Origin of the sequence: Streptomyces sp. NPDC000345 (genome assembly GCF_042898825.1) — a bacterium.
Taxonomy (GTDB): Bacteria; Actinomycetota; Actinomycetes; order Streptomycetales; family Streptomycetaceae; genus Streptomyces.
Genome location: NZ_JBIAZE010000012.1, coordinates 91211 through 111714 on the forward strand (window position 1 = coordinate 91211; position 20504 = coordinate 111714).

The 20504-nt window shown below is 71.8% G+C and carries 18 protein-coding genes; 6 read left to right on the forward strand and 12 right to left on the reverse strand.

What is annotated here, in order from left to right:
- Nucleotides 1-32: 32 nt before the first annotated feature.
- The 4 genes from ACFY30_RS27085 to ACFY30_RS27100 form a co-directional block, all read right to left on the reverse strand.
- Nucleotides 33-1088 (reverse strand): maleylacetate reductase, encoded by a 1056-nt coding sequence (locus ACFY30_RS27085; protein WP_390847739.1) that lies wholly within the window; start codon nt 1086-1088, stop codon nt 33-35.
- The gene (locus ACFY30_RS27090) at nt 1085-1345 is read right to left on the reverse strand and encodes a hypothetical protein (protein ID WP_390847740.1); all 261 of its coding nucleotides are present in this window, start codon (nt 1343-1345) and stop codon (nt 1085-1087) included. The genes ACFY30_RS27085 and ACFY30_RS27090 overlap by 4 nt, the downstream gene beginning before the upstream one ends.
- Before the next feature lie 89 nt (nt 1346-1434).
- Nucleotides 1435-2007, reverse strand: a complete 573-nt coding sequence (locus ACFY30_RS27095) for a hypothetical protein (RefSeq protein WP_390847741.1) — start codon at nt 2005-2007, stop codon at nt 1435-1437.
- Nucleotides 2008-2184: 177 nt separating this feature from the next.
- Nucleotides 2185-3099: a LysR substrate-binding domain-containing protein gene (locus ACFY30_RS27100; protein WP_390847742.1), complete on the reverse strand. Its 915-nt coding sequence runs from the start codon at nt 3097-3099 to the stop codon at nt 2185-2187.
- 106 nt (nt 3100-3205) lie between these two features.
- Between ACFY30_RS27100 and ACFY30_RS27105 the strand changes: the two genes are divergently transcribed.
- A complete protein-coding gene (locus ACFY30_RS27105) occupies nt 3206-4051 on the forward strand; it encodes an oxidoreductase (RefSeq protein ID WP_390847743.1) in 846 nt (281 codons plus the stop codon).
- A gap of 536 nt (nt 4052-4587) precedes the next feature.
- Nucleotides 4588-6270 (forward strand): diguanylate cyclase domain-containing protein, encoded by a 1683-nt coding sequence (locus ACFY30_RS27110; RefSeq protein WP_390847744.1) that lies wholly within the window; start codon nt 4588-4590, stop codon nt 6268-6270.
- A 162-nt stretch (nt 6271-6432) separates the two neighbouring features.
- On the opposite strand, the gene ACFY30_RS27115 is transcribed toward ACFY30_RS27110, so the two are convergent.
- From ACFY30_RS27115 to ACFY30_RS27135, 5 genes are all read right to left on the reverse strand, one after another.
- Nucleotides 6433-7131, reverse strand: coding sequence for a pyridoxamine 5'-phosphate oxidase family protein (locus ACFY30_RS27115; protein ID WP_390847745.1), 699 nt, complete (start codon nt 7129-7131; stop codon nt 6433-6435).
- Nucleotides 7132-7539: 408 nt separating this feature from the next.
- Entirely contained in the window at nt 7540-7734 is a 195-nt protein-coding gene (locus ACFY30_RS27120) for a hypothetical protein (protein ID WP_390847746.1), read from the reverse strand.
- Nucleotides 7735-7994: 260 nt separating this feature from the next.
- Nucleotides 7995-8960, reverse strand: a complete 966-nt coding sequence (locus ACFY30_RS27125) for a YihY/virulence factor BrkB family protein (protein WP_390847747.1) — start codon at nt 8958-8960, stop codon at nt 7995-7997.
- A gap of 172 nt (nt 8961-9132) precedes the next feature.
- Nucleotides 9133-10416 (reverse strand): MFS transporter, encoded by a 1284-nt coding sequence (locus tag ACFY30_RS27130; protein WP_390847748.1) that lies wholly within the window; start codon nt 10414-10416, stop codon nt 9133-9135.
- Nucleotides 10413-11792: a rhodanese-like domain-containing protein gene (locus tag ACFY30_RS27135; RefSeq protein ID WP_390847749.1), complete on the reverse strand. Its 1380-nt coding sequence runs from the start codon at nt 11790-11792 to the stop codon at nt 10413-10415. Before ACFY30_RS27135 ends, ACFY30_RS27130 begins: the two co-directional genes overlap by 4 nt.
- A gap of 94 nt (nt 11793-11886) precedes the next feature.
- Between ACFY30_RS27135 and ACFY30_RS27140 the strand changes: the two genes are divergently transcribed.
- Together ACFY30_RS27140 and ACFY30_RS27145 are read left to right on the forward strand one after the other, a co-directional pair.
- Nucleotides 11887-12564 carry an ArsR/SmtB family transcription factor gene (locus ACFY30_RS27140; protein WP_390847750.1) on the forward strand — a complete coding sequence of 226 codons (678 nt, stop codon included), beginning with the start codon at nt 11887-11889 and terminating at the stop codon, nt 12562-12564.
- 58 nt (nt 12565-12622) lie between these two features.
- Nucleotides 12623-13351: a hypothetical protein gene (locus tag ACFY30_RS27145; protein WP_390847751.1), complete on the forward strand. Its 729-nt coding sequence runs from the start codon at nt 12623-12625 to the stop codon at nt 13349-13351.
- A gap of 31 nt (nt 13352-13382) precedes the next feature.
- Here ACFY30_RS27145 and ACFY30_RS27150 read toward each other — a convergent pair whose 3' ends face one another.
- Both ACFY30_RS27150 and ACFY30_RS27155 read right to left on the reverse strand, forming a co-directional pair.
- The gene (locus ACFY30_RS27150; protein WP_390847752.1) at nt 13383-15095 is read right to left on the reverse strand and encodes a SpoIIE family protein phosphatase; all 1713 of its coding nucleotides are present in this window, start codon (nt 15093-15095) and stop codon (nt 13383-13385) included.
- Nucleotides 15096-15597: 502 nt separating this feature from the next.
- Entirely contained in the window at nt 15598-16269 is a 672-nt protein-coding gene (locus tag ACFY30_RS27155; protein WP_390847753.1) for a hypothetical protein, read from the reverse strand.
- A gap of 215 nt (nt 16270-16484) precedes the next feature.
- Here ACFY30_RS27155 and ACFY30_RS27160 point away from each other — a divergent pair, with 215 nt between their 5' ends.
- A complete protein-coding gene (locus tag ACFY30_RS27160) occupies nt 16485-16631 on the forward strand; it encodes a hypothetical protein (RefSeq protein ID WP_390822268.1) in 147 nt (48 codons plus the stop codon).
- Nucleotides 16632-17106: 475 nt separating this feature from the next.
- Nucleotides 17107-19158 carry a fibronectin type III domain-containing protein gene (locus ACFY30_RS27165; protein WP_390847754.1) on the forward strand — a complete coding sequence of 684 codons (2052 nt, stop codon included), beginning with the start codon at nt 17107-17109 and terminating at the stop codon, nt 19156-19158.
- A 69-nt stretch (nt 19159-19227) separates the two neighbouring features.
- Here ACFY30_RS27165 and ACFY30_RS27170 read toward each other — a convergent pair whose 3' ends face one another.
- On the reverse strand, nt 19228-20421 hold the full coding sequence (locus ACFY30_RS27170) for a PP2C family protein-serine/threonine phosphatase (protein WP_390847755.1): 1194 nt from the start codon (nt 20419-20421) through the stop codon (nt 19228-19230).
- Nucleotides 20422-20504: the final 83 nt, after the last annotated feature.

A 20504-nucleotide genomic window follows, 5' to 3' on the forward strand; every position in this document is an offset into this window, starting at 1 on the left:
CCGATCTCCGCCGGCGCGGGTCATGCTCCGGGTCAGGGTGCGTGGGTTCCCTTCAGTGCCTCCGTGAGGAGCGAGCGGAGCGCTTTTGCGGTCACCGGGCGCGGGTTGGCACAGGGCCGCGCTTGCGCCTGGGCGACGATCTCGTCGAAGTCGCTCTGGGTGAGGCCCAGTTCGGCCAGTGAGCGGGGGGCGCCGAGTTCGGTGGCGGCTCGCGCGAGGTGGCCCGGTACGTCGTCGGTGGCCAGCGCACGGCGCAGGGCCTGCTCGGCGGCCGGTGCGGCGGGGAGGTTGAAGGCGGCGACGTACGGGAGCAGGACCGTGTGCACGGCGGCGTGCGGAAGGCCGAAGGTGCCGCCGAGGATGTGGCAGAGCTTGTGGTGCAGGGACATGGTCGTCGCGCCCAGGCACGCCCCGCACAGCCAGGCTCCGCGCAGCGCGTCGGTGCGGGCCTGCATGTCACCGGAGTCGGCGGCGACGACCGGCAGGGCCGCGGCCAACGAGCGCGCCCCTTCCTCGGCCATCAGGGACACGATCGGGGAAGCGTCGGGCGCGTACAGGGCTTCCACGGCGTGCGCGACGGCATTGAAGCCGCTCGTCACCGACGTGTCCACGGGCAGGCGGAGGGTGAGTTCGGGGTCGTAGACCACGCTGCGCGGCAGGACGGCCCGGTCGCGGCCGGTGTGTTTGCGGCCGTTGTCGGTGAGCCCCCAGACGGGGGTCATCTCGGAACCCGCGTACGTGGTGGGCACGCTGATCACGGGCAGGCCGGTGGTCAGGGCGATCGCCTTGCCCAGGCCGATGGCGGAGCCGCCGCCGATGGCCAGACAGCCGTCCGCGCCGGCCTCGCGTGCGGCTGCGCGGGCCGCTTCCGCGAGGTCGGCCGGTACGTGCATCCGGGCTTCGGCGAACAGTCCGGCGTACGCCTCACCCAGCAGGGCGCCGGCCCGCTCGGCGAGCGCGCGCCGGCCCGGGGAGGACAGCACCAGGATCCGCCGCAGTCCCCACCGCGCTGCTTCCTCGGGCAGTTGACGCAGGCTGCCGGTGCCGAAGACCACCCGCATCGGCAGGGCATCGTAGGTGAAGGTCATCGCGTCGTCTCCGGCGCGGTGAGGGCTTGCGGAGCCAGGACGATGTCGGACTCGGCGTGTGTGAAGGGCACCGTCACGCCGAAGCGTTCGGCGGCGGTGCGGAATTCGGGGACCGCCGGGGTCGCCGGGGCTCCGTTGACGACCACCGCGCCGACGCGCGCATCCGCGGCGGCCAGGTGGGCGGCGAACAGGCCGCCGAACCGGCTTCGGGGCGGTGCGCTCGTATGTGAGCGCGGGCTCCAGGTGGATGTGAGCATTCGCTCGCATCCACAGCCCTGTCCCCGCATCCACAACCCTGTCCCCGTCTCGTGCGGCTTCGCGAGCCGGCGCTGCATTGCACGCCGGGTCAGCTGACGGTGCAGTCGTTGCAGTCGTCCAAGGTCAAGGCCTGGTCGGCCGCATACGCGGCGCGCGCCTGCCGGTCCTCCTCGGTGATCTCGGGGTGCACGGGGGGTGTGGGGGGAGCTCGCCAGAACTGGACGAGGTGGCGCTCGCCGTGGTCGCCGATGCCGGGGGTGGGATCGTCGGTGTGGCAGTACAGCCTCATGCGCACCCCTCCGCCGCTGTCCGTGGAGGGCGGGAGCTCAAGGGGTGCCTCGTCCTGTGGCCAGGCATCGAGGATGTCGCCCTGTTCCAGCGTGGCGAGGTACAGGGTGGGCAGGTCGGTGTGCAGGCTCATCTCCTCCGCCGGCTCCCAGTCGCCGCCGGTCTCCGGGGCCGGCGGAGCGTCGTGGGCCTGGACGGTCAGACGGAGGGGGCCGGTGTCGGTGGTGGTCAGGATGACGGCGCTTGCGTCGGTGGCCGGTCCGCAGCGCCATCCGAACGGCATGGCGGCGGGGTAGACGTAGTCGTCGGTGAAGCCGATGAGGTAGCCGTTCTCGCCGAGGTCGACGGTGAACGAGCACGCTCGTACCAGCATGGAGGGCCTCCTCAGCCAGGGCCGGGCGCCCGGTCCCCAGGGACGTGGGTACGGGGCACCCCTGCCGGCGGGAGCCTATCGGCGTCGGGCGATCACGTGGAACGGTTCGTGGTCTCTGGGGACCGCTCCGGTGCCGCCGGCGTCGGTCGCGCGGCGCGTCACCGGCGTCGGCCCGATTCACGAAGCACCGGTTTTGAGCCTCGCCGCCGCGGCCAGGTAAGCCTGCACCAAGGGCCGCTCGTCGTCACGGCGGGCAGCCACCGCGAGTCGGCACGGAGAGAGGCCCCGGACGGGCACGGCGATCACCTCGTCCCGGACGACCAGCGGGGCGTTGCCGCTCGCCAGCAGCGCCACTCCCTGCTTGTTCGCGACAGCCTCGTGGGTCTCCTCGGCGCTGGCCACCACCGCGCCCGTCCGCGGTGCACGGTCGCCTCGGGCGTCCGAGGCCAGCCAGTGGTCCCGCAGGGGACCGGCCTCGGGCGGGAGAGCGAGGAACGGCTCGTCGAGGAGATCGGTGAAGTCCACCGCCCCCTCGCGATCAGCTGCGGCCCGCGCCGCCAGGGGGTGATCCTGCGGCAGCGCCACAAGACGTGGCTCCTGAGCGACCACCACGTATCGGTAGCGGTCTTCGTCCGGCAGCGGCAGCCAGACGAAGGCGACATCGCTGGCCCCGTCCGCCAGCCCGGCGCTGGGATCGGCCCAGTTGACCTGCCGCAGGACGAGCCTCGCCTCCGGGTGCCGGGAGATCAGCCGGGTCCTCAGGGCAGGCAACAGCCCGCGGCCCGGGCTGGTGGACATGCCGATCACCAGAGTGCCTCGCTCGACGCCCTTCGCCTCCTCCACCGCCGCCTCGGCGGCCTTCCACACGGCCAGCATCTCGCGGGCGTACGGCAGCAGGGCGGAACCCACCGTGGTCAACCGCACCGCCCGCCGGCCCCGGTGGAACAGATCCGCGCCGAGCTGCTTCTCCAGCATCCGTATCTGCTTGCTCAGCGCCGGCTGGGAGATGAACAGTCGCTCGGCTGCCCGGGTGAAGTTCAATTCCTCCGCGACCGCTGCGAAGTAGCGCAGATCCCGCCCATGGACATCCATAACGCATGGCTATCACAACAGGTCTTGGACATGATCCCGGTCGCGGCGAAGGATGGGACTGTCGGCGGGGAGGCCCCGAACGACAGTCGGAGAGGGAGACGGACAGATGACCCGTAAGGGCAAGGTTTGGCTGGTCACCGGGGCGACGAGCGGCTTCGGGAGGGCCATCGCCGAGGCCGCGGTCGCCGCCGGTGACACGGTGATCGGCACGGCCCGGCGGACCGGGACACTGGCTGAGCTGGTCTCCGCGCACCCCGACCGGGTGGAGGCGATCAGTCTGGACGTCACCGACGGCGAGCGGATCGACGCGGTGGCCGCTGACGTCCTGGCCCGATACGGCAGGGTGGACGTGCTGGTGAACAACGCCGGACGCACGCAGGTCGGGGCGTTCGAGGAGACCACCGACCGGGAACTGCGCGACCTGTTCGAGCTGCACGTGTTCGGCCCGGCACGTCTGACCCGGGCGCTGCTGCCGCAGATGCGGGAACGAGGCAGCGGATCGATCGTCAACATCAGCAGTTTCGGCGGCCAGTTGTCCTTCGCCGGCTTCTCCGCGTACAGCGCGACCAAAGCGGCGCTGGAGCAACTGTCGGAGGGACTGGCCGACGAGGTGACGCCGTTCGGCATCAAGGTGCTGATCGTGGAGCCCGGCGCGTTCCGCACCAATCTGTTCGGCAAGGGCGCGGCCTACTTCTCGCAGGAGCACCCGGCGTACGCGGAGAAGGTCGGCGCCACCAGGAAGCTGGTACAGGAGGGCGACGGCACCCAGCCCGGCGACCCGGCGAAGGCCGCTGCGGCCATCCGGCTGGCCCTGGACGCCGAGAACACCCCGCTGCGGCTCGCCCTCGGCGGTGACGCGGTGGACTTCCTCGTCGGACACCTGGATGCGGTGCGGGCCGAACTCGCCACGTGGGAGGGGGTCTCCCGGGGAACGGACTTCGACACCCGGTGACAGGTGACCGGAGAAGGACGGAGACGGCACTGTCGCGGTGACGGCGAACCGTGATGCGCCGCAACCGTCGACCGGCCGTGGGGATCGGAGCCGTCAAGTGCTGCCATGCGCAACCGGGTTGATGCACGGCACCCCGAACGTTGGCAAGTACTGGCCACAACTTTCGCTAGTTCGAGTGGCATATGACCCTGCCAAGGCAGCACGCGAGTCAGTTCTCTTATCGTCCTGTCTCTGCTTGAGCCGTACCGGATGTTCTTCGTCTGGTTCCGGGCTCGGTCTTCCTGGGGGTTCACATGATCCAGAGGTGGGCCGGTCGAGACGGTGCTGACCACACCGTTCGCGCGGGCCGGCCGGGTGTCGCCAGCGTGCGCGGGATCCTGTCCGCACACGGTCTGTCGGCGGCCGCGGTGACCGGGAGCGTTGCTGCGGTCGTCGCCGTGTCGGCGGACATCGGGGTCCCCATGGCCTACGGGGCGGCATCCGTCTCCCTCTTCATACGCGCCCGGACCGTCGGGGGAAGAGCACGTCTTCGTCTGATGTCCTCCGCCGTGTCGATGGGCGCGGGTGGTGTGCACCACCTCGTGCTGGAGCGCTTCGCCTTCCGGGGGCTGCTCTCCGCCGTACTTCTCGATGCCCTGGTGTGGGTCCTGGCGACCGTCGTGATCGCTGCGGGCGTCACGGCGACGCTGGTGATGGCCGCGGCGGACAACGACACGGTGCCGATCCGTCTGCGTCGGCTGTGCGACGGCTGGCTGATCGCGGGTTCGCTGCTCACCGTGGGGCGAGTGGTCATGCTCTACCGCGATGCTCAGGGCGCCGACGTGTCGATATCGCTTCTCACCCTCGCGCGCGTCGTGGCGGACATGCTGGTCCTGGGCCTGCTGATCGCGCTTCGGTACTGCCTGCACCGCACGGAGCGCAAGGCGATCACGGTGGCTGTCCTGGGGCTGGCCGGTGTCACCGCCGCTGACATGCTGCGCGCCCTGCGGCTCCCCTCGGACATCGGCTGTCTCACGACGGTGTGCTGGATGAGCGGGCTGATTCTCATCGCGGTGTCGCCCTGGCTGCCCGGGAGTGCAGGCGCGGTGGGGTTCGACCGGAAGATGATCCCGGTCATCGGCGTGGTGGCTCCCTTCGTTCCCCTGGTCCTGTGTCTGCTGGCCGTCGCCGTCCCCCCGCTCTTCGGAGTCGGCGGTGACGCCGCGATGTGGGGCCTGGTGGGCTCGATGCTGGCGGCGCTGTGCGTCCGGCAGGGCACCATCCACGCGGATCATCTGCGCCTCACCCGTGAGTGCACCGAACGCGGGGAGCACTACCGGACGCTGATCGACCACAGCTGCGACGTGATCACGATCGCCTCGCTGGACGGCCAGGTGCGCTATGTCAGCCCGGCCGTTCATCCTGCGCTGGGTTACCGGCCCGAGGACCTGGTGGGCGTCCGGCTCCAACGGCTCTGCCACCCCGAGGATGCGGAGGGACTGATGCGGGCGGTCCGTGGCCTGCGGAGCAAGGGCGAGGTGAACAGTCGCGGGACCGGCCACCGTGTGGTCACGCGGGTGCGGGACGCCGCGGGCCGGTGGTGCCATGTGGAGGCGGTGATCGGTCACCATCCGGAAGGGCTGATCGTCGTCAGCCGTGACGCGAGTGACCGGGTCGCGGAACGGGCCCGGCTGGAACACCTCGCCTTCCATGACGCGTTGACCGGTCTGCCCAACCGGATCCTCTTCTCCGACCGCCTCACACAAGCGCTGCGGGACCGGACCGAGAACACCGCCCCGCCCGTGGTGCTCTTCGTGGATCTGGACGGCTTCAAATCGGTCAACGACTCCGCCGGGCACGCGGCAGGCGACGACATCCTCGTACAGGCCTCCAGGCGGCTTCGGGCATCCGTACCGGCTGATGGCCTGGTCGCTCGTCTCGGCGGCGATGAATTCGCGGCGCTTCTGCACGGGAGGGGCAGCCCGGATCCCGCCGGCGCCGAGGAGGTCGCACGGAGGATCTTGGACGCGCTGGCAGAGCCGTACCGACTGGGCAGCATGACGGCCTTGATATCGGCCTCCATCGGGCTGGCGGTGGCGGTGCCCGGAATCACCTCGCAGGAACTGCTGCACCGTGCCGATCTCGCCATGTACGAGGCCAAAGCGGCGGGGAAGGGCCGGGTCCGCGTTCATGACCGGCAGCAACTGCCCGTAGGCAACCGCACCTCGACTCCCCGGTGACATCTCGCGGGGTCCGCCGGTGGCCCGGGGCGCCGGCGCGGTGTACGAGGACATCTGGCGCCATGCTCCGACACGGACCGGGCCCTGGGCGTGGTGGAGCCTTCGGGTACTCGGCCGTACCCCTGCGCGGCCACCCGCAGGAGCCATGCCCTCCTTCGGAGGTCAGCCGGACGCCGGGCCGGAGCGTTCCCCGGCCAAAGCGGCCAGGTGGACGGGAACCGGCGTGCCGTCGGGAAGGGCGGGATCCGGCTCCAGAGCGCCCCATGCCGACCGCACCGGCAGCACCCCGGCCCAGAGGCCCAGCGCGGCGTCGGGTCCCTCTCCGTCGTCCGGCGGCCCGGAGCGCAGCTTCACCGAAGCCTCCTCGAGCGACAGTGCCAGCAGGGTGGTGGCGGCCAGTTCCTTCCGGCTGGGCCGCCTGGCGTAGTCCCACTGGCCGGGGGCGATGTGCTCGGTCAGCACCCGCAGGCCGCTGAGCTTCTCCTCCGGGTCGGTCACGGCCCGGGGCACGCCGTAGAGCATCGCGCTCCGGTAGTTGACGCCGTGCTCGAAGACCGAGCGTGCCAGGACCAGGCCGTCGACATGGGTGACCGTCAGGCAGACCATGTCCTGGGACGAGGCGGTCATGCTGCGGCTGGCGACCGAGCCGTGGAGATACAGGGTGTCCCCATCGACGCCGTAGACGGTCGGTACGACCATCGGGGCGCCCTCCACCACCACGCCGAGATGGCCTACGAAACCCGCTGCCAGGACGGCATCGAGATCGGCGCGGCTCAGACTGCCCTGTTCGCGCAGGCGGCGGTGGCGGGTGCGCCGGGTCTCACGCAGGGCGGTGGCAGGGGAACCTGTCCGGTCGGTCATGGGTACCGGTCCTCGGGGCTGCACGGCAGGTCCGCACGGTCGAGGACTCTCGACAGCGATTGCGACCCTGGTTTCTCGATTCGGTTGATCGATCATGCTACAGCCACCGGATCAGTTGCAATAGGGATCCTGAACAACGAATTTCGTCGTCCGTGCGGTGCAGTTGGTTCAGGACGCCTGCCGCTTGCCGTGGTAGCGCCGGTCGAGCCGGGCCAGGGCGACCGCACGGCCCTGCACCGAAGAGCCCGAGACGGGCGAACAGCTCGCCGCACAGGACCGGGCCGGCGTCCTCGGCCTGCGGGAGCTCCGCTGCTGCGTCCGTCCGGAGCCGGCCCCCGCCCCGCCCGCGGCCTCCTCGATCTGAAGCGCGCGAGGCCCGGGGGCAGCCCCGGCACCGGGTCGTACGGCTCACTTGGCGGAATCGGAGGATGCCATGAGCCGTTGATAGGCCGCCATGCACGGCAGGCAATGCAGATCCGTCGTGTCCTGCTCGAAGCTGCCGGATCGTGGCACGCCGCACAGCGTGACCGCCTTGTCCGCAGCCAGTACATGCCACACCGGCCGCTCACCCAGTGGTGCGGCCCCAACCCACATTTCATGCATACGCGCTCGCTCCTCAAGGCGGGTCGACTACGCTCATCAGCCCTTGCAGCACGGCCGCCGCGACGATCACACCTGAGGGCCTCAGCCGGCTGTGCCCTCGTGCCCGAAGAGGAGCCGGCTCCCCCAGGCCTCACATGCTTCACCAGCGGGCAGCCGCCCGCACCCTCGGTACACCCGGTCGCGCACGAGCACCGGCACAGGAGGCACGGACGGACGGCGTGAGAGGTCGGACTCGCGGCTGCCTCGGCCCTCGTCGGGTCTCACCCGCCTGGTCCGGGATCCGGATGGACGGCCGATCGGATGCCGGCGCGGGCCGCTTCCAGCTGGGCGGCGAACGCGATGCCGAGGAAGAGCGCGACGGCGGTGAGGTTGGCCCACAGCAGTAGGGCGATGAAGGCGGTGAGCGGCCCGTACACGGCTCCGAAGGCGCCGCTCTCCTCGACGTAGAGCGCGAGCAGCCAGGTGGCCGACACCCAGAGCAGCAGGTGCACGGCCGAGCCGAAGGCCAGCCACGTGTAACCGGGCTGGCCACGGCGGGGTGACCAGCGGAAGATCACGGCGGAGGCCACCCAGGCCAGCCCGAGCCCTGCGGGGATGTCGAGCACACTCCACCATCGCGGCCCGGCGCCCTGGCGGCCGGCGGAGCCGGCCACCGCGTCGCCCACGGCCTCGCCGGCCACGAGTACGACGAACCCCAGCACGAGGGGCAGACCGGCCGCGACCGCGAGGACCATCGCCCGCGCGTACTTGCGCGGAAAGGGACGATCACGCTCGATGCCGTAGATGCGGTTGGCGCCGCGCTCGATCTGGCCCATGGCCGAGGCGAGGTTCAACAGCGCGAAACCCAGACCGAGCCACAGAGCCAGCGTGCCCCAGACATCACCGTGAGCGGTACGCCGCGTCCCCTCGAAGGCGTCCTGGACGATCTCGGCGCTGGCGCCGGGCACGATCCGGCCGAGCGTGAGCTCGATGATGCGGCCCCCGCCCTCCGTGTGCACCGACGTGGCCAGTCCGACAAGCGCCACAGTGCAGGGAACCAGCCCCAGCACCACCTGGAAGGCGAGGGCCCGCGCGTTGGTGAAGCCGTCCGCGTAACGGAACCGGGCGAAGGAGTCGGCCAGCAACCGCCATCCCCCGTAACGGCGCAGGGCGGCGAACGCCTCGTCTCCCGAGAGCTCGTCCCCGATCATGTCCCGGGTCTGCGGGACGTGGACGGCGGTACCCATGGGACCCCCTCTTCGTACGGCTGATGCTCCCTGTCCGGTTGCCCCGTAAACCTTCCCGGCCGACCTCGCGCTTCCCACCCGAGCACGGGCATCGGGAGAGGTGCGTCAGCCGCCCCGGCGGCGGCGCCCGCACCCGGCTCAGCGGACCCTGCAGGGAAGAAGGGGGCCGGGCTCAGTGGGCGTCGGGGCGGTGTTCGCTGATCCAGCGGGCGGCGAGCAGGCCCGAGGCCGCGGTGAGGACGGCGGCGGCGATGACCGTGGCGTCGAGCCCGAAGGCATCGGCGAGGATGCCGGCCACCAGGGCGCCGGCGGCGTAGCCGATGTCGCGCCAGAAGCGGTAGGCGCCCAGGGCGTTGGCGCGCCACGCGGGGTGGGCGTGGTCGGAGACGGAGGCGATCAGGGCGGGGTACACCATGGCGGTGCCGAGGCCGAGCAACACCGCGGAAAGGATCCCGGCGAGCAGGGGCCGGTCGAGCAGCGCGAGGGCCAGGACGAAGCCGACGGCCTGGACGAGCATGCCGGTGACGACGAGGGGTTTGCGGCCGATGCGGTCGGCGAGGTGGCCGGTGGGGATCTGGCCGAGACCCCAGACGATCGGGTAGACGCCCTTGATCAGGCCGACGGCGGCGAGGCCGAGGCCGTGGTCGGTGAAGAGCAGGGGGAAGACGCCCCAGGCCAGGCCGTCGTTGAGGTTGTTGACCAGGCCGGCCTGGCTGGCGCCCCGCAGGGAGCGGTCGCGCCAGGAGGTACGGACGAAGGTGGCTTTCAGGCCGGTGTCCTCGCCCGCGGGCAGGGGCGCGGTGTGCCGGGCGAGTTCGAGAGCGACGTGAGCGCCGGTGTCGCGGACGACGAGGGACAGGGCGAGTCCGGCGGCGACGAAGACGACGCCGATGAGTTCGGGGGTGGGGCGCAGGCCGTGGGTGGTGGCGAGGTAGCCGGTGAGCAGGGCGGTGGCGCCGACTGCGGTGTAGCCGGCGGCCTCGTTGAGGCCGGTTGCCAGTCCCCGCCGAGCGGGGCCGACGAGGTCGATCTTCATGTTGACGGTCATCGACCAGGCCAGGCCCTGGTTGAGGCCGAGCAGCACGTTGGCGGCGACGATCCAGCCCCAGGAGGGCGCCCAGGCGAGGGCGAAGGGCACGGGGATGCCGATCAGCCAGCCGGAGACGAGGAGTTGCCTGCGGCGGAAGCGGGAGGTGAGGGCGCCGGCGGCGAGGTTGGTCAGTGCCTTGGTGACGCCGAAGGCGATGATGAAGGAGAAAACAGCCAGGTCGCTGGTCAGGCCGAAGACGTCGGTGCCGATCAGCGGGACGGTGGTGCGTTCCAGACCGACCAGGCCGCCGACGCAGACGTTGACGACGACGAGCAGGGTGAACTGGAGCCGGTTCTCCCGCAGGCCCAGGCGGACGGGCCGCCCGGAGGCGTCGACCGGTGCGGTGGTCGTGGGCGTGGCGTTCACTCGCTGATGCCGTCCGTGTCCTGGGTGAGCCGCTGGTCGTGGGCCGCCGCGTAGTCGGCCGGTCCGCCGTCGAGGACGGCGATGTCGGTGTGGCCCGCGCGTTCCAGCAGGCTGGCGGCGGTCATGGCGCGCTCGCCGTGGCCGCAGGCCACGACCGGCCGCGCGGGGGCATCGACGGCCTGAGCGGCAAGGCCGCCGAGCTCGATGTGTACGGCACCGGGCACATGCCCGGCCGCGTACTCCGCTTCCTGCCGTACGTCGAGGTAGGGGCGCGTCCCGGCGCGGTCGGCGGTGACGAACGCGGTGGTGGCCTGTGGGTTCCCGGCAGCCAGCCAGGCGGGCATGCCGCCGGTGAGGCGTCCGGCGAGACGTTCGTAGCCGATCTTGTATGCCTGCCAGACGATCTCGTCCAGATCCTGGTCGTCGCCGGTGACGAAGGCGAGCGGGGCGGTGTCGGGCAGGAGCCAGCCCAGCCAGGTGGCGAACTGGCCGCGCAGCGGGACGGACAGGGAGCCGGGGATGTGGCCGACGGCGTAGTCGGCCGCCGGTCGCACGTCGACCACCTGACCGCCGTCGGAAAGCAGCGACTTGACCTGTCCGGCGTCGAGGGAGGGCAGCAGCGGGGTGGAGGTGAGGACGGCGGGGCCGCGCCGGTTGGCCTCGGCGAGCCGGCCGAAGTAGGCGGGGTAGCTGCCCAGGCCGGCTGCCAGCCGACGTACGAAGGTGTCCTCGTCCGGAGCGGCCAGCAGCGGATTGGTCTGCTTCTGCTCCCCGATGGTGGAGGTGCGCTCACTGCCGGGCGGCGCCGAGCAGAAGGATCCGGCCCCGTGGGTGGGCCAGAGCGCGACCTCGTCCGGCAGCGCGGCGAGACGCCTGAGTGAGCGGTACTGGGCGCGGGCGAGTTCCTCGGTGCGGTCCGCGCCGAGGAGGTCGGTGCGGGCGGCGGAGTTCACGATCAGCGAGCCGCCCGTGAAGACGCCGAGTGCGCGCTTGCCGTCCAGGAGCAGGAAGGACAGGTGCTCGTCCGTGTGGCCGGGAGTGGCGAGGGCCCGCAGGGTCAGGCCGCCGAGGTCCGTCTCGTCGCCGTCTTCCAGCGGCGTGTGGGGGAAGGTTCGCCGTCCTGCGGCGGAGGCCAGGACGCGGGCGCCGTCGTCGCGGGCGAGCTGGAGGGCGCCGGAGAGGAAGTCGGCGTGCAGGTGTGTGTCAGCCGCGTACGCCACGCTCAGGCCGCGCCGCTCGGCGGCCTCTCGCACAGCTCGCAGGTCGCGGCTCGCGTCCACGGCCAGGGCGCGGCCGTCGCCGAGGTCGACGAGGTAGGCGCTGTTGCCCAGACCTTCGTCGACCAGTGGCGTCAGACGGTCGTCGGCGAAGCCCATCGGGTCCTCCAGGATTCGGATGCGAGAGCGAGAGGGCGTGTCGTCACATCCCCCGTCGGCAACTACACTATTCCATGGATTTATGGAGGATACCTTGGCGGGAAACACCACGACCGGTACGAAGGCACGGCTGTACGACGCCTTCGCAGCCGGCGGAAAGGCCCTGGCCAGCGGAAAGCGTCTGGAGCTACTCGACCTGCTCGCCCAGGGCGAGCGCACGGTCGACGCCCTGGCCAAGGTGGCCGGGCTGAACCTGACGACGGCCTCGGCGCATCTGCAGACCCTCAAGCAGGCCGGGTTCGTCACCACCCGCCGAGAGGGCGTGCGCATCCACTACCGGCTCGCCGGGGACGACGTGGCCCAGCTGTTCGCGCTGCTGCGCAAGGTCGCCGAGCGCCACCAGGCCTCCGTACCCGCCGCCCGTGACGCCTACCTCGGCGAGGACGGCGCGGCCGAGGTCACCCGCGAGGAACTCCGGGCCCGTGTCGCGGCCGGGGACGTGGTGGTGCTGGACGTACGGCCGTCCGAGGAGTACCGGGCCGGACACATCCCGGGCGCGGTCTGCATCCCGGTCGATGAACTGGCCGACCGGATCGGTGAGTTGCCCGAGGAGTCGGAGATCGTCGTGTACTGCAGGGGCGCATACTGCGTGCTCGCACACGATGCCGTACGCCTGCTGACCGACCACGGCCGCCGCGCGATCCGGCTCAACGACGGCATGCTGGAGTGGCGTCTGGCCGAACTCCCCGTCGACTGCGGAGACCTGGCATGACCGGCGGCCCGCGGCACGGGCGCCCGGTGGCGATGTGAGAGCAGCAAGGCACGGGCCCGTGGCCGAGCGTCCCGTCGTGCGCCGGATCGGCGCCGCCGTCACGTCCCTGGCCGCTCTCGTGACGGCGACCGGACTGGGGTGGGCGCAGCCCCGGCAGGCACCGGCGGATCGGACCGCTCTCCGGGCCGACGTCGCCATGGCGCCCGTCGCGTCCATCGGCGTGTCCCAGCCCTCCTCGTCGTCCTCGTCGTCCGACTACACCCCTGTCACGGAACCCGTCAGGGGCAGGGTGGGGGACACCGTCGTGGTCCGGCTCGGGGTGGCGAATCTGGGGCCGGGCACCCCCGACGGCGAGAGCCTCGGATCCTTCGCGGTGGTACCGCCGCCCGGGACCACGATCACCTCCATTCCCTGGGAGGGGGACGACGACGACCGGACGTACTCGTGCCGGCCGCCGCAGGACAGGGACAACTACTTCTTCCTGTGCGACCTCTCGAACCGGAGTGCCCCAGGGCCCGGTTCCTCGATCACGATCGGTTTCCACATCCGCATCGACAAGCGGACACCCGGTGCCGAGGGCTCCGTCACCGTGTACGGTCCGGCCGACCCCGTGCCCGGCAACGACCGCGCCGCGATCCCCGTCGAGGCCGCACCCGCCCCGTTCTGGCACTGGCGGAATCCGCTCTGGCGCTGGCAGCACTGGGCCCTGGCGGCAGGGGTGCTCGCCTTCGTGGCACCAGTGGGCAGGCGGTTCGTCAAGAAGCGGCGGCAGGGGACGCTCCGCTGACCTGGGGCGGACGCCCCGGTACTGGAGATCGTCAGCCTTTGGGTACGCGCAGGGTCAGAAGGGCGACGTCGTCGTCGTTGTCGGTGGGCCTGACCCGGCGCAGTAGCTGGTCGGCGAACGAGGCAAGGGGCCGGTGGGCGAGAGCGGCGGCGTGTTGACGCAGTCGGTCCAGGCCCGTGTCGAGGCTTTGGCCAGGCGCTTCGATGAGGCCGTCGGTGTACAGCACCAGGGTGGAGCCGGGCGGGAGCAGCACGGTGGCGTCGGGGCGCCGGGTGTCTGTCCGGGTGCCCAGCAGGATGCCGTGGCCGTCGGTGAGGTAGTGCGTCAGGCCGTCCCGGCTGATCAGCAGCGGTGGAGGGTGACCCGCGTTCGTCCAGGACAGCCGCCAGTGCCCGTCGTGGGCCGGTTCGACCCGAGCGAAGATCATGGTGGCCATGGTGACGTCGGTGATGTGCTGGATCGCCTCGTCGAGCCGTTCGACGATCAGGCTGGGGGGTTCCTGCTGGAACCAGGCGTAGGCGCGGAGCATGTTGCGCACCTGTGCCATGCCGGCGGCCGCCTCCAGGTCATGGCCGACGACGTCTCCGACGGCCAGGGCGGTGGACGCGTCGGCCAGGGCGAAGGCGTCGTACCAGTCGCCGCCCACCTGTGAGGCGTCGGGTGCGGGCAGGTAGCGGACGGTCATCTGCAGGCCCGGAACGCTCGGCATCTGGGGCAGCAGATGGTTCTGCATGGTCTCGGCCACCTTGCGCTGGCGCTGGTAGAGGCGGGCGTTGTCCAGGGCGAGGGCGGCACGCCGTGCGATGTCCTCGATCAGAGGGAGGTCCGTGGGGGCGAAGTCCGTCGGTGCGGTGGCGCGGCCCAAGGTCAGCGCACCCAGGACGGAGCGGGTGCTGCGGATGGGGGCGATGGCCGCGGAGTGCATCCCCGTGGCGTCGAACAGGCGGCGCTGCTCGACCGCGATGCCGGAGTCCGGTGGCCCCTGGTAGGTCTGCGGGCCGGCCAGGGTGGAGGCGACGCCGCGCAACGCTCTGGACAGCGGCATCGGGGATTCCTCGGGAACCGGCGGCATCGGGCCCTGCAGGTCCTCGTGCCGCACGAGAGCGTCGCCGTCGGCGTGGACCACGACGGTGCGCCACACCTCGTCACGCTCGGTGATCAGGTCGACGATCACCCAGTCCGCCAGCCGGGGCACGACCAGCGCCACCAGTCGCTGCAGCGCCTCGTCGACGTCGAGGGTCGAGGTCAGCTGCGCGGTGGTCTCGGCCAGCAGGGCCAGCCGTTGCAGTTCCGACAGCGGCTGGGCCGTCGGCTCCGGTCGCGGGGCGGTGCCGGTGTCCTGTGCATGCTCGGGGGTGTGGAAGACGATGAGCGTGCCGCTCTGACGGTCGCCGATGTCGTACGGAGTGATCAGCCAGGATATGGGCAGCACGGACCCGTCGGCGTGTGCGAAGTAGTCCTCGTCGGCCTGGGCCGTGCGTCCCGCGTGGAACGCCTGCCGCATGGCGCACTGGGTTCTCGGCAGCAGTTGCCCGTGCGGACCGCGGTGGAGCAGGTCGTGCGCGTCGTGGCCGATGAGGTGCCCTGCGGGCCGGCCCAGCAGCTGCTCGGCGCGGGCGTTGACGGCGATGATGCAGCCCTGCTCGTCGACCACATAGGCGCCGGCGCCGATCGCGTCCAGCGCGGCGGGGCCTGCCGGCACGCACCGCCCGCGGGCGGTCTCCGCGTGCTCCGGCCCCGTCATCGTGACGCTCCTTGCTGATCAGGCCGCCCGGCAGCCGCTCGTCACCGGCGTGTCCAGCCGTGCCCGGCCCTTCCCTGCTCCCCTCCCCGTATGCCCATACGAGTGGAAAACCCACATCCGGGCGCCTGGCGGCACGGCCTCGCCCCGCTTCCCGGCGGGGCGGCCGAGGGGTTCGCCCGGCTCGGCGGAGGCCCTGGGCTCGCGGTGCGTACCGCGCGAGACCGCCGCCGGCTTCCGCCGGGCCGAGGCCGGCCGCCGTTCGTCCGTGCCCGGGGCGCTGCCCGCCGAGGCGGTGCGCCCGAGGAGTCCTCGGCCGACACGCCACGCTGTTCCGGCGCGGTCGCGTGCCCCGGTCGTCCGCCGGGCGCCCGTCAGTGATCCATTCCGCGCGGCGCTGCCCGCCGTACTCGACGCGGTCGGCGGACGGCCGGGCCGGGCTGGGGCCCGGCCTCGGCCGGTACGTCGGGGCGGGCCCGGCCGGGAGAGGTCGCGGCACGGCCGCTCAGGGAGTGAACTCCTCGTCCAGACGGTCGATCGCCCCGTCGGCGCCCAGGTGGTACTTGAACACCAGTCCGCTGTTCGGATGGGCTTCCAGCCAGTCCAGGAACTCCTGGACACCGATGTGCTGGTTCTCGGTGCTCTCCACGATGGGGTTGGTGACGGTGATGTACGCCGCCTGGTCCAGGGGAAGGTACGTTTCCTTGCCCACCGTCTCGAAGGGCGCGCCGTCGGAGTCCGCCGGGGCGCAACCCCAGTTGCCGTACTTGACGATGAGGCTCAGGGAGCCTCCTTCGGGGGTGTACCGGTAGACCGCCACCTCGTCGGGTGAGATGGGCATCTTGTGGTCGCAGCCGTCGTCGCCGCCCGTGCTGCCCGAGGCGATCGGATCGGCCGGGACCGGTGCCGAGGAGGCGGGCTCCGGGGCCGCGGATGTCGACGATCCGCCGCTGCCCGTGCCCGTCGTGGGCTTGCCGGCGGGTTCGGCACCGGCCGTCGCGCCGCTGCCGCTCGGCTGTGCCGTCGCCGTCTTCCCTGCGGAGGGGGCCGCCGTGGAGGTCCCGTCCCCGTTGCAGGCGGTGAGGACCACCGCGAGGACGGCGGCGGAGGCACCGATCACGCCTGTGCGGAGAAGGGTGCCGGGTCTGTGCCGGTCGGACTTCGTGGAGGTGGCCATGACGATCCTGTCTGGTGAGTGCGATGGACGGTGACTGTCGCAGGCACAAACGATTTCCGGCCAATCGGCGGTTGCCGCGGTCACCGGGCCGTTGCCGGGTCGTGACACAGACCGCGCCGTGCCGTGCCGGAAGCGGGTGGACGGCCGGTCACCGGGTAGCCGAGAACGAGACGGTGCCTCAGAAGAGCAGCGCACCCGGGCGGAAGGAGTGTGTCGTGGGCGGAGTCGTCGCACGCATCAAGCAGTTCGTGAGGAGTCCGCAGGGCCGGCGGACGATCGCGCAGGCGCGCCGCACCGCGGCCGACCCACGCCGCCGCGCTCAGGCGCAGGAGCTGGTACGGAAGCTGCGCGGGCGCCGATGAGCCGGCTCCCCGACCGGGGCCGGGCAGGCCCACGAGCGGTTCGGGGAAGGGCCTCGGCCTGACACACCGCCAAGCCGGGGACTCATACGCCCGGGGACTCATACGCCCGGGGACCGATACGCCGGGGGACGCGGCTGACGGCGCCTTGAGCGCTGTGCGCGCAGCGCGGTCGGTACGCCGGCCGTCGAGCGACGTGCGATGCGCGGGCCGGCGGTTCCCCGGCAGGGCGGGATCAGTGGGCATGGAGGGCGGCCCGGGTGTGCTCCTCGCAGACGCGGCCGTGGAGCGGGGCGGCGGCCGGGCGCTCCCCGGACGCCTCCCGGTCACGGCCGACGCCCGGCTGAGGCCGACGCGTGGGGAGCGTCCGTGGGAAAGGTGAGGGGGCGGGGCAACCCTGTCCCCTCCTCATGGGTCACACAGGCGTCACCTGTGTCACCTGTTGCCCACTGGTCCGGAAGGGGCCCTGCTCTCTGTGATGACTCGTACCCGGCTGATCGCGCCGGCCGCGACGGCCGCCCTCGCCGCCACCGGCGGCCTGATCACCGCCGCCCCGGCCTCCGCGGCCGTCACCTGCGCCTCCCCCGTCTGGAAGGCGCAGTACTTCGGCAACTCCACCTTCAGCGGCACGCCGAAGCTGACCGCCTGCGACTCCGCCATCGCCGAGAACTACGGGTACGGCGACCCGGCCGGCGTCACGCTGCCCAGGGACAACTTCTCCGTCCGCTGGTCGCTCACCCGGGACTTCGGCTCCGGCGGCCCCTTCCGGCTGTCCGCCGCCACACAGGACGGCATGCGCGTCTACGTCGACGGCGTGCGGAGGATCGACCTGTGGAAGAACGTGTCCACGACCGCCCGCAAGACCGTCGACCTGACCGTCCCGGCCGGCAACCACACGCTCCGCGTCGACTACGTCGCCTGGACCGGCCTCGCCCAGGCCGCGTTCACGTACACCCCGCGCACCGAGGCCGCCGTCGACACCGTCAAGCCGCTCGCCCCGACCGGCGTCACCGCCGCGTACAACCGGGACACCGCGAAGACCATGCTGCGCTGGGCGGCGAACAAGGAGATGGACCTCGCCGGTTACCGCGTGTACCGCCGGCTGAGCACCACCCAGTGGGCAAAGGTCAGCGGCTCGTCGCTGCTCACCACTCCCTCTTTCGTGGACGCGCCGCCCGCCACGGGCCAGACCTTCCTGTACGAGATCCGCGCCGTCGACAAGGCGGGCCGCGAGTCCGCCGGCAGCCTCGACGCCACCGCCGCGACCGTGGACCGCACGGGCCCGGCCGCGCCGGCCGGTCTCACGGTCGTCAGCGACGCGTGGTGGGCCACCCTGGCCTGGCGGGGGGACGCCGACGCCGCGACGTACGAGGTGTACGCCGCCTCCGCGGCCACCGGCCCGTTCGAGCTGCTGGGCACGACGACCACGACGTCGTACCGCACCGACGGACCCGTGAACACCGTCCGGTACTACCGGGTCCGCGCCCTCGACGCGCTGGGCAACCCGTCGGCGTACGCCGCGGTCACGGGTGACGGCGTCGACCGGACGCCGCCGAAGTCCCCGGTCTCCGTCGGCTCCGTCGTCCGCGTCGACTACACCGACGTGTACTGGAAGCAGCCCGACGGCTTCTACGAGGACTTCGACAACGGCGGGACGTACCACGTCTACCGCTCGTCCGGCAGGACCCTCGACCCGGCCGCGCTCACCCGCGTGACATGCGCCGAGGAGAGCGACGAGACCAGCACCGGCGGCATCTGCCGCGACCTGGACATGCCCGAGGGCACGTATGTGACCTACGCGGTCGCGGCGGTGGACCCGGCAGGAAACGAGTCGGCGCTGTCCGCCCCGCTCGTCGTCCGCACCGGCGACCGCGTCGCGCCCGGCCCGGTCACCGGCGTGCAGGCCACCCCACGCGCCGACGGTGTGCTGGTGAGCTGGGCGGCCCCGGCCGAGGACGACGTCGAGCGCTACGCGGTCTGGACCGGCGCCCGGCAGCCCGACGGCACGGTCAAGTGGCTCGGGTCCAGTTCCTGCCGGGAGGGCACGAGCGACCCGCTCGCCGTCCTCTGCGGCGACCTGCCGGACGGCGAGACGTATGTGTACGCGGTGGTCGCCAGGGACCTCTGGGGCAACGCGCTGCCCCCGAGCGACCCGAGGGTCACGGTCGTCCAGGCCACCGAACGGGACCTCCGGCCGTCCGTGACGGTCACCCGGGACTGGGACCTCGGCAGCATGGGTTACGGCACCGTGATCGGCGGACCCGACGAGAACGGGCCGTCCATCAACTGGCGGTGCGACAGGACGGCGGAGTGCGACACCGTCGCGGGCTACCGGATCAGCCGCTGGAACGCGGCCACGAACGCGTACGAGCCGCTGCACGATGAACCGCTGCCGGCGGAGACCCGCGCCTACACGGACACCACGGCCGCCCGGGGGACCACGCACTTCTACACCCTGGAGGCGGTGCGCGCCGACGGCAGCGTCGCGGGCACGCACGTGTGGAGCTGCGTCTTCCAGGACCGCGTCTAGTCAGGCGGTGTGACCGGGGTCGGGGTCTGGGGCTGGAGCGGAAGGTGCCGGTCCAGCTCCCGCCGAGCTTCAGGCGTTCACGCCCGGTCTCTTTCCGTCCTGTCGGCGGGGGTTGCCGTGCCAGTCCAGTATCAGGACCGTGGCGTCGTCCTTGAGGTTGCCGTGGCAGGCGTCGAGCACCGCGCCGGTCAGGCTCCGGACGGCTTCTCTAGGATGCAGCGCGCGGGTGTCGCGGACGACCGAGGCCAGGTCGACGGCTGCGGCACCGCGCTCCTGCATGCCGTCGGTGAGCAGCACCAGGCGGTCCCGGGGCCGCAGTTGCAGTTCCTGCAAGCGGTAGGTGAGCGGTGCCGCCACACCGAACGGGAGGTTGACGGCGAGTCTGACCTCCTCGACGGTGCCGTCGCGCAGCAGCAGGGGCCAGGGATGGCCGGCGTTGATGAGTTCGCACCGGCCTGTTTCGAGGTCGACGCACAGCAACTGGCCGGTGGCCAGGCCGCGGCTGTGGCTCAGCAGGGCCTGGTGCGCGTGGTGGGCCTGGTCGAGGGCGTCACAGCCGCTGCGACGGGCCCGCCGCAGTGCGCCGACCAGCAAGGTGGCCAGCAGGGCGGAGTTGGTGTCATGGCCCATGGCGTCGGTGATGGACAGGTGCAGGGTGTCGCGGTCGAGGGTGTAGTCGTAGGTGTCGCCACCGATGTCGTCCGCCGGGATCAGCCCTGCGGCGAGGGTGAACTGGTCCGCCTCGCAGCAGGCGGCCGAGGGAAGCAGTTGGTGCTGGATCTCCGCGGCCAGACTGGTCTCGGTGGTGCGACGGCCCAGGTGGTACAGATCGGTGAATCGCCGGTCCGTGACGATGATGTAGGCCAGTGCGTGTGCCGCGTCGCGGACCTGTCGCAGCACGGTGTCGTCGGCGGCCTGCAGGGTCACCTCCAGGACACCGATGCAGTCGCCGCGGTTGGTGACCGGCGTGATGACGCGCTGTCCGCCCTGCCCGTCCGGTTCCGCGAGCTGGCGCTGGCTCTGCAGGACGCTGTCGTAGACGCTGCCTCGCAGGTCGATCGGCTCGGCACGGTCCGTGCCATCGCCGTCGGCCGCCGCAAGTCTCACCAGTCGCTGGCCGACGAGGTCGACGAACAGGAAGGACACGCGCTCCGCACCGAATCGCTTTTGCAGATCGCGTGCCACCACGTCGACGGACTCACCGGGCGGGGCCGCCTCCGCAGCGGCCAGCAACTCGCCCAGTTCCAGATCTTCACCCTTCACGACAACCTCCCATCGGCTGTCGCAACTTTTTCCCCGAGTTTCCGCAACATCACCCCATGTGCCCGTGCTGCCTGGTCAGGGCG

Bases quoted from the DNA above. Each gene is read 5' to 3' on its own strand.
- ACFY30_RS27085 (WP_390847739.1), bottom strand. From the start codon at position 1,088: ATGACCTTCACCTACGATGCCCTGCCGATGCGGGTGGTCTTCGGCACC.
- ACFY30_RS27090 (WP_390847740.1), bottom strand. From the start codon at position 1,345: ATGCTCACATCCACCTGGAGCCCGCGCTCACATACGAGCGCACCGCCC.
- ACFY30_RS27095 (WP_390847741.1), bottom strand. From the start codon at position 2,007: ATGCTGGTACGAGCGTGCTCGTTCACCGTCGACCTCGGCGAGAACGGC.
- ACFY30_RS27100 (WP_390847742.1), bottom strand. From the start codon at position 3,099: ATGGATGTCCATGGGCGGGATCTGCGCTACTTCGCAGCGGTCGCGGAG.
- ACFY30_RS27105 (WP_390847743.1), top strand. From the start codon at position 3,206: ATGACCCGTAAGGGCAAGGTTTGGCTGGTCACCGGGGCGACGAGCGGC.
- ACFY30_RS27110 (WP_390847744.1), top strand. From the start codon at position 4,588: ATGTCCTCCGCCGTGTCGATGGGCGCGGGTGGTGTGCACCACCTCGTG.
- ACFY30_RS27115 (WP_390847745.1), bottom strand. From the start codon at position 7,131: ATGACCGACCGGACAGGTTCCCCTGCCACCGCCCTGCGTGAGACCCGG.
- ACFY30_RS27120 (WP_390847746.1), bottom strand. From the start codon at position 7,734: ATGCATGAAATGTGGGTTGGGGCCGCACCACTGGGTGAGCGGCCGGTG.
- ACFY30_RS27125 (WP_390847747.1), bottom strand. From the start codon at position 8,960: ATGGGTACCGCCGTCCACGTCCCGCAGACCCGGGACATGATCGGGGAC.
- ACFY30_RS27135 (WP_390847749.1), bottom strand. From the start codon at position 11,792: ATGGGCTTCGCCGACGACCGTCTGACGCCACTGGTCGACGAAGGTCTG.
- ACFY30_RS27150 (WP_390847752.1), bottom strand. From the start codon at position 15,095: ATGACGGGGCCGGAGCACGCGGAGACCGCCCGCGGGCGGTGCGTGCCG.
- ACFY30_RS27155 (WP_390847753.1), bottom strand. From the start codon at position 16,269: ATGGCCACCTCCACGAAGTCCGACCGGCACAGACCCGGCACCCTTCTC.
- ACFY30_RS27165 (WP_390847754.1), top strand. From the start codon at position 17,107: ATGACTCGTACCCGGCTGATCGCGCCGGCCGCGACGGCCGCCCTCGCC.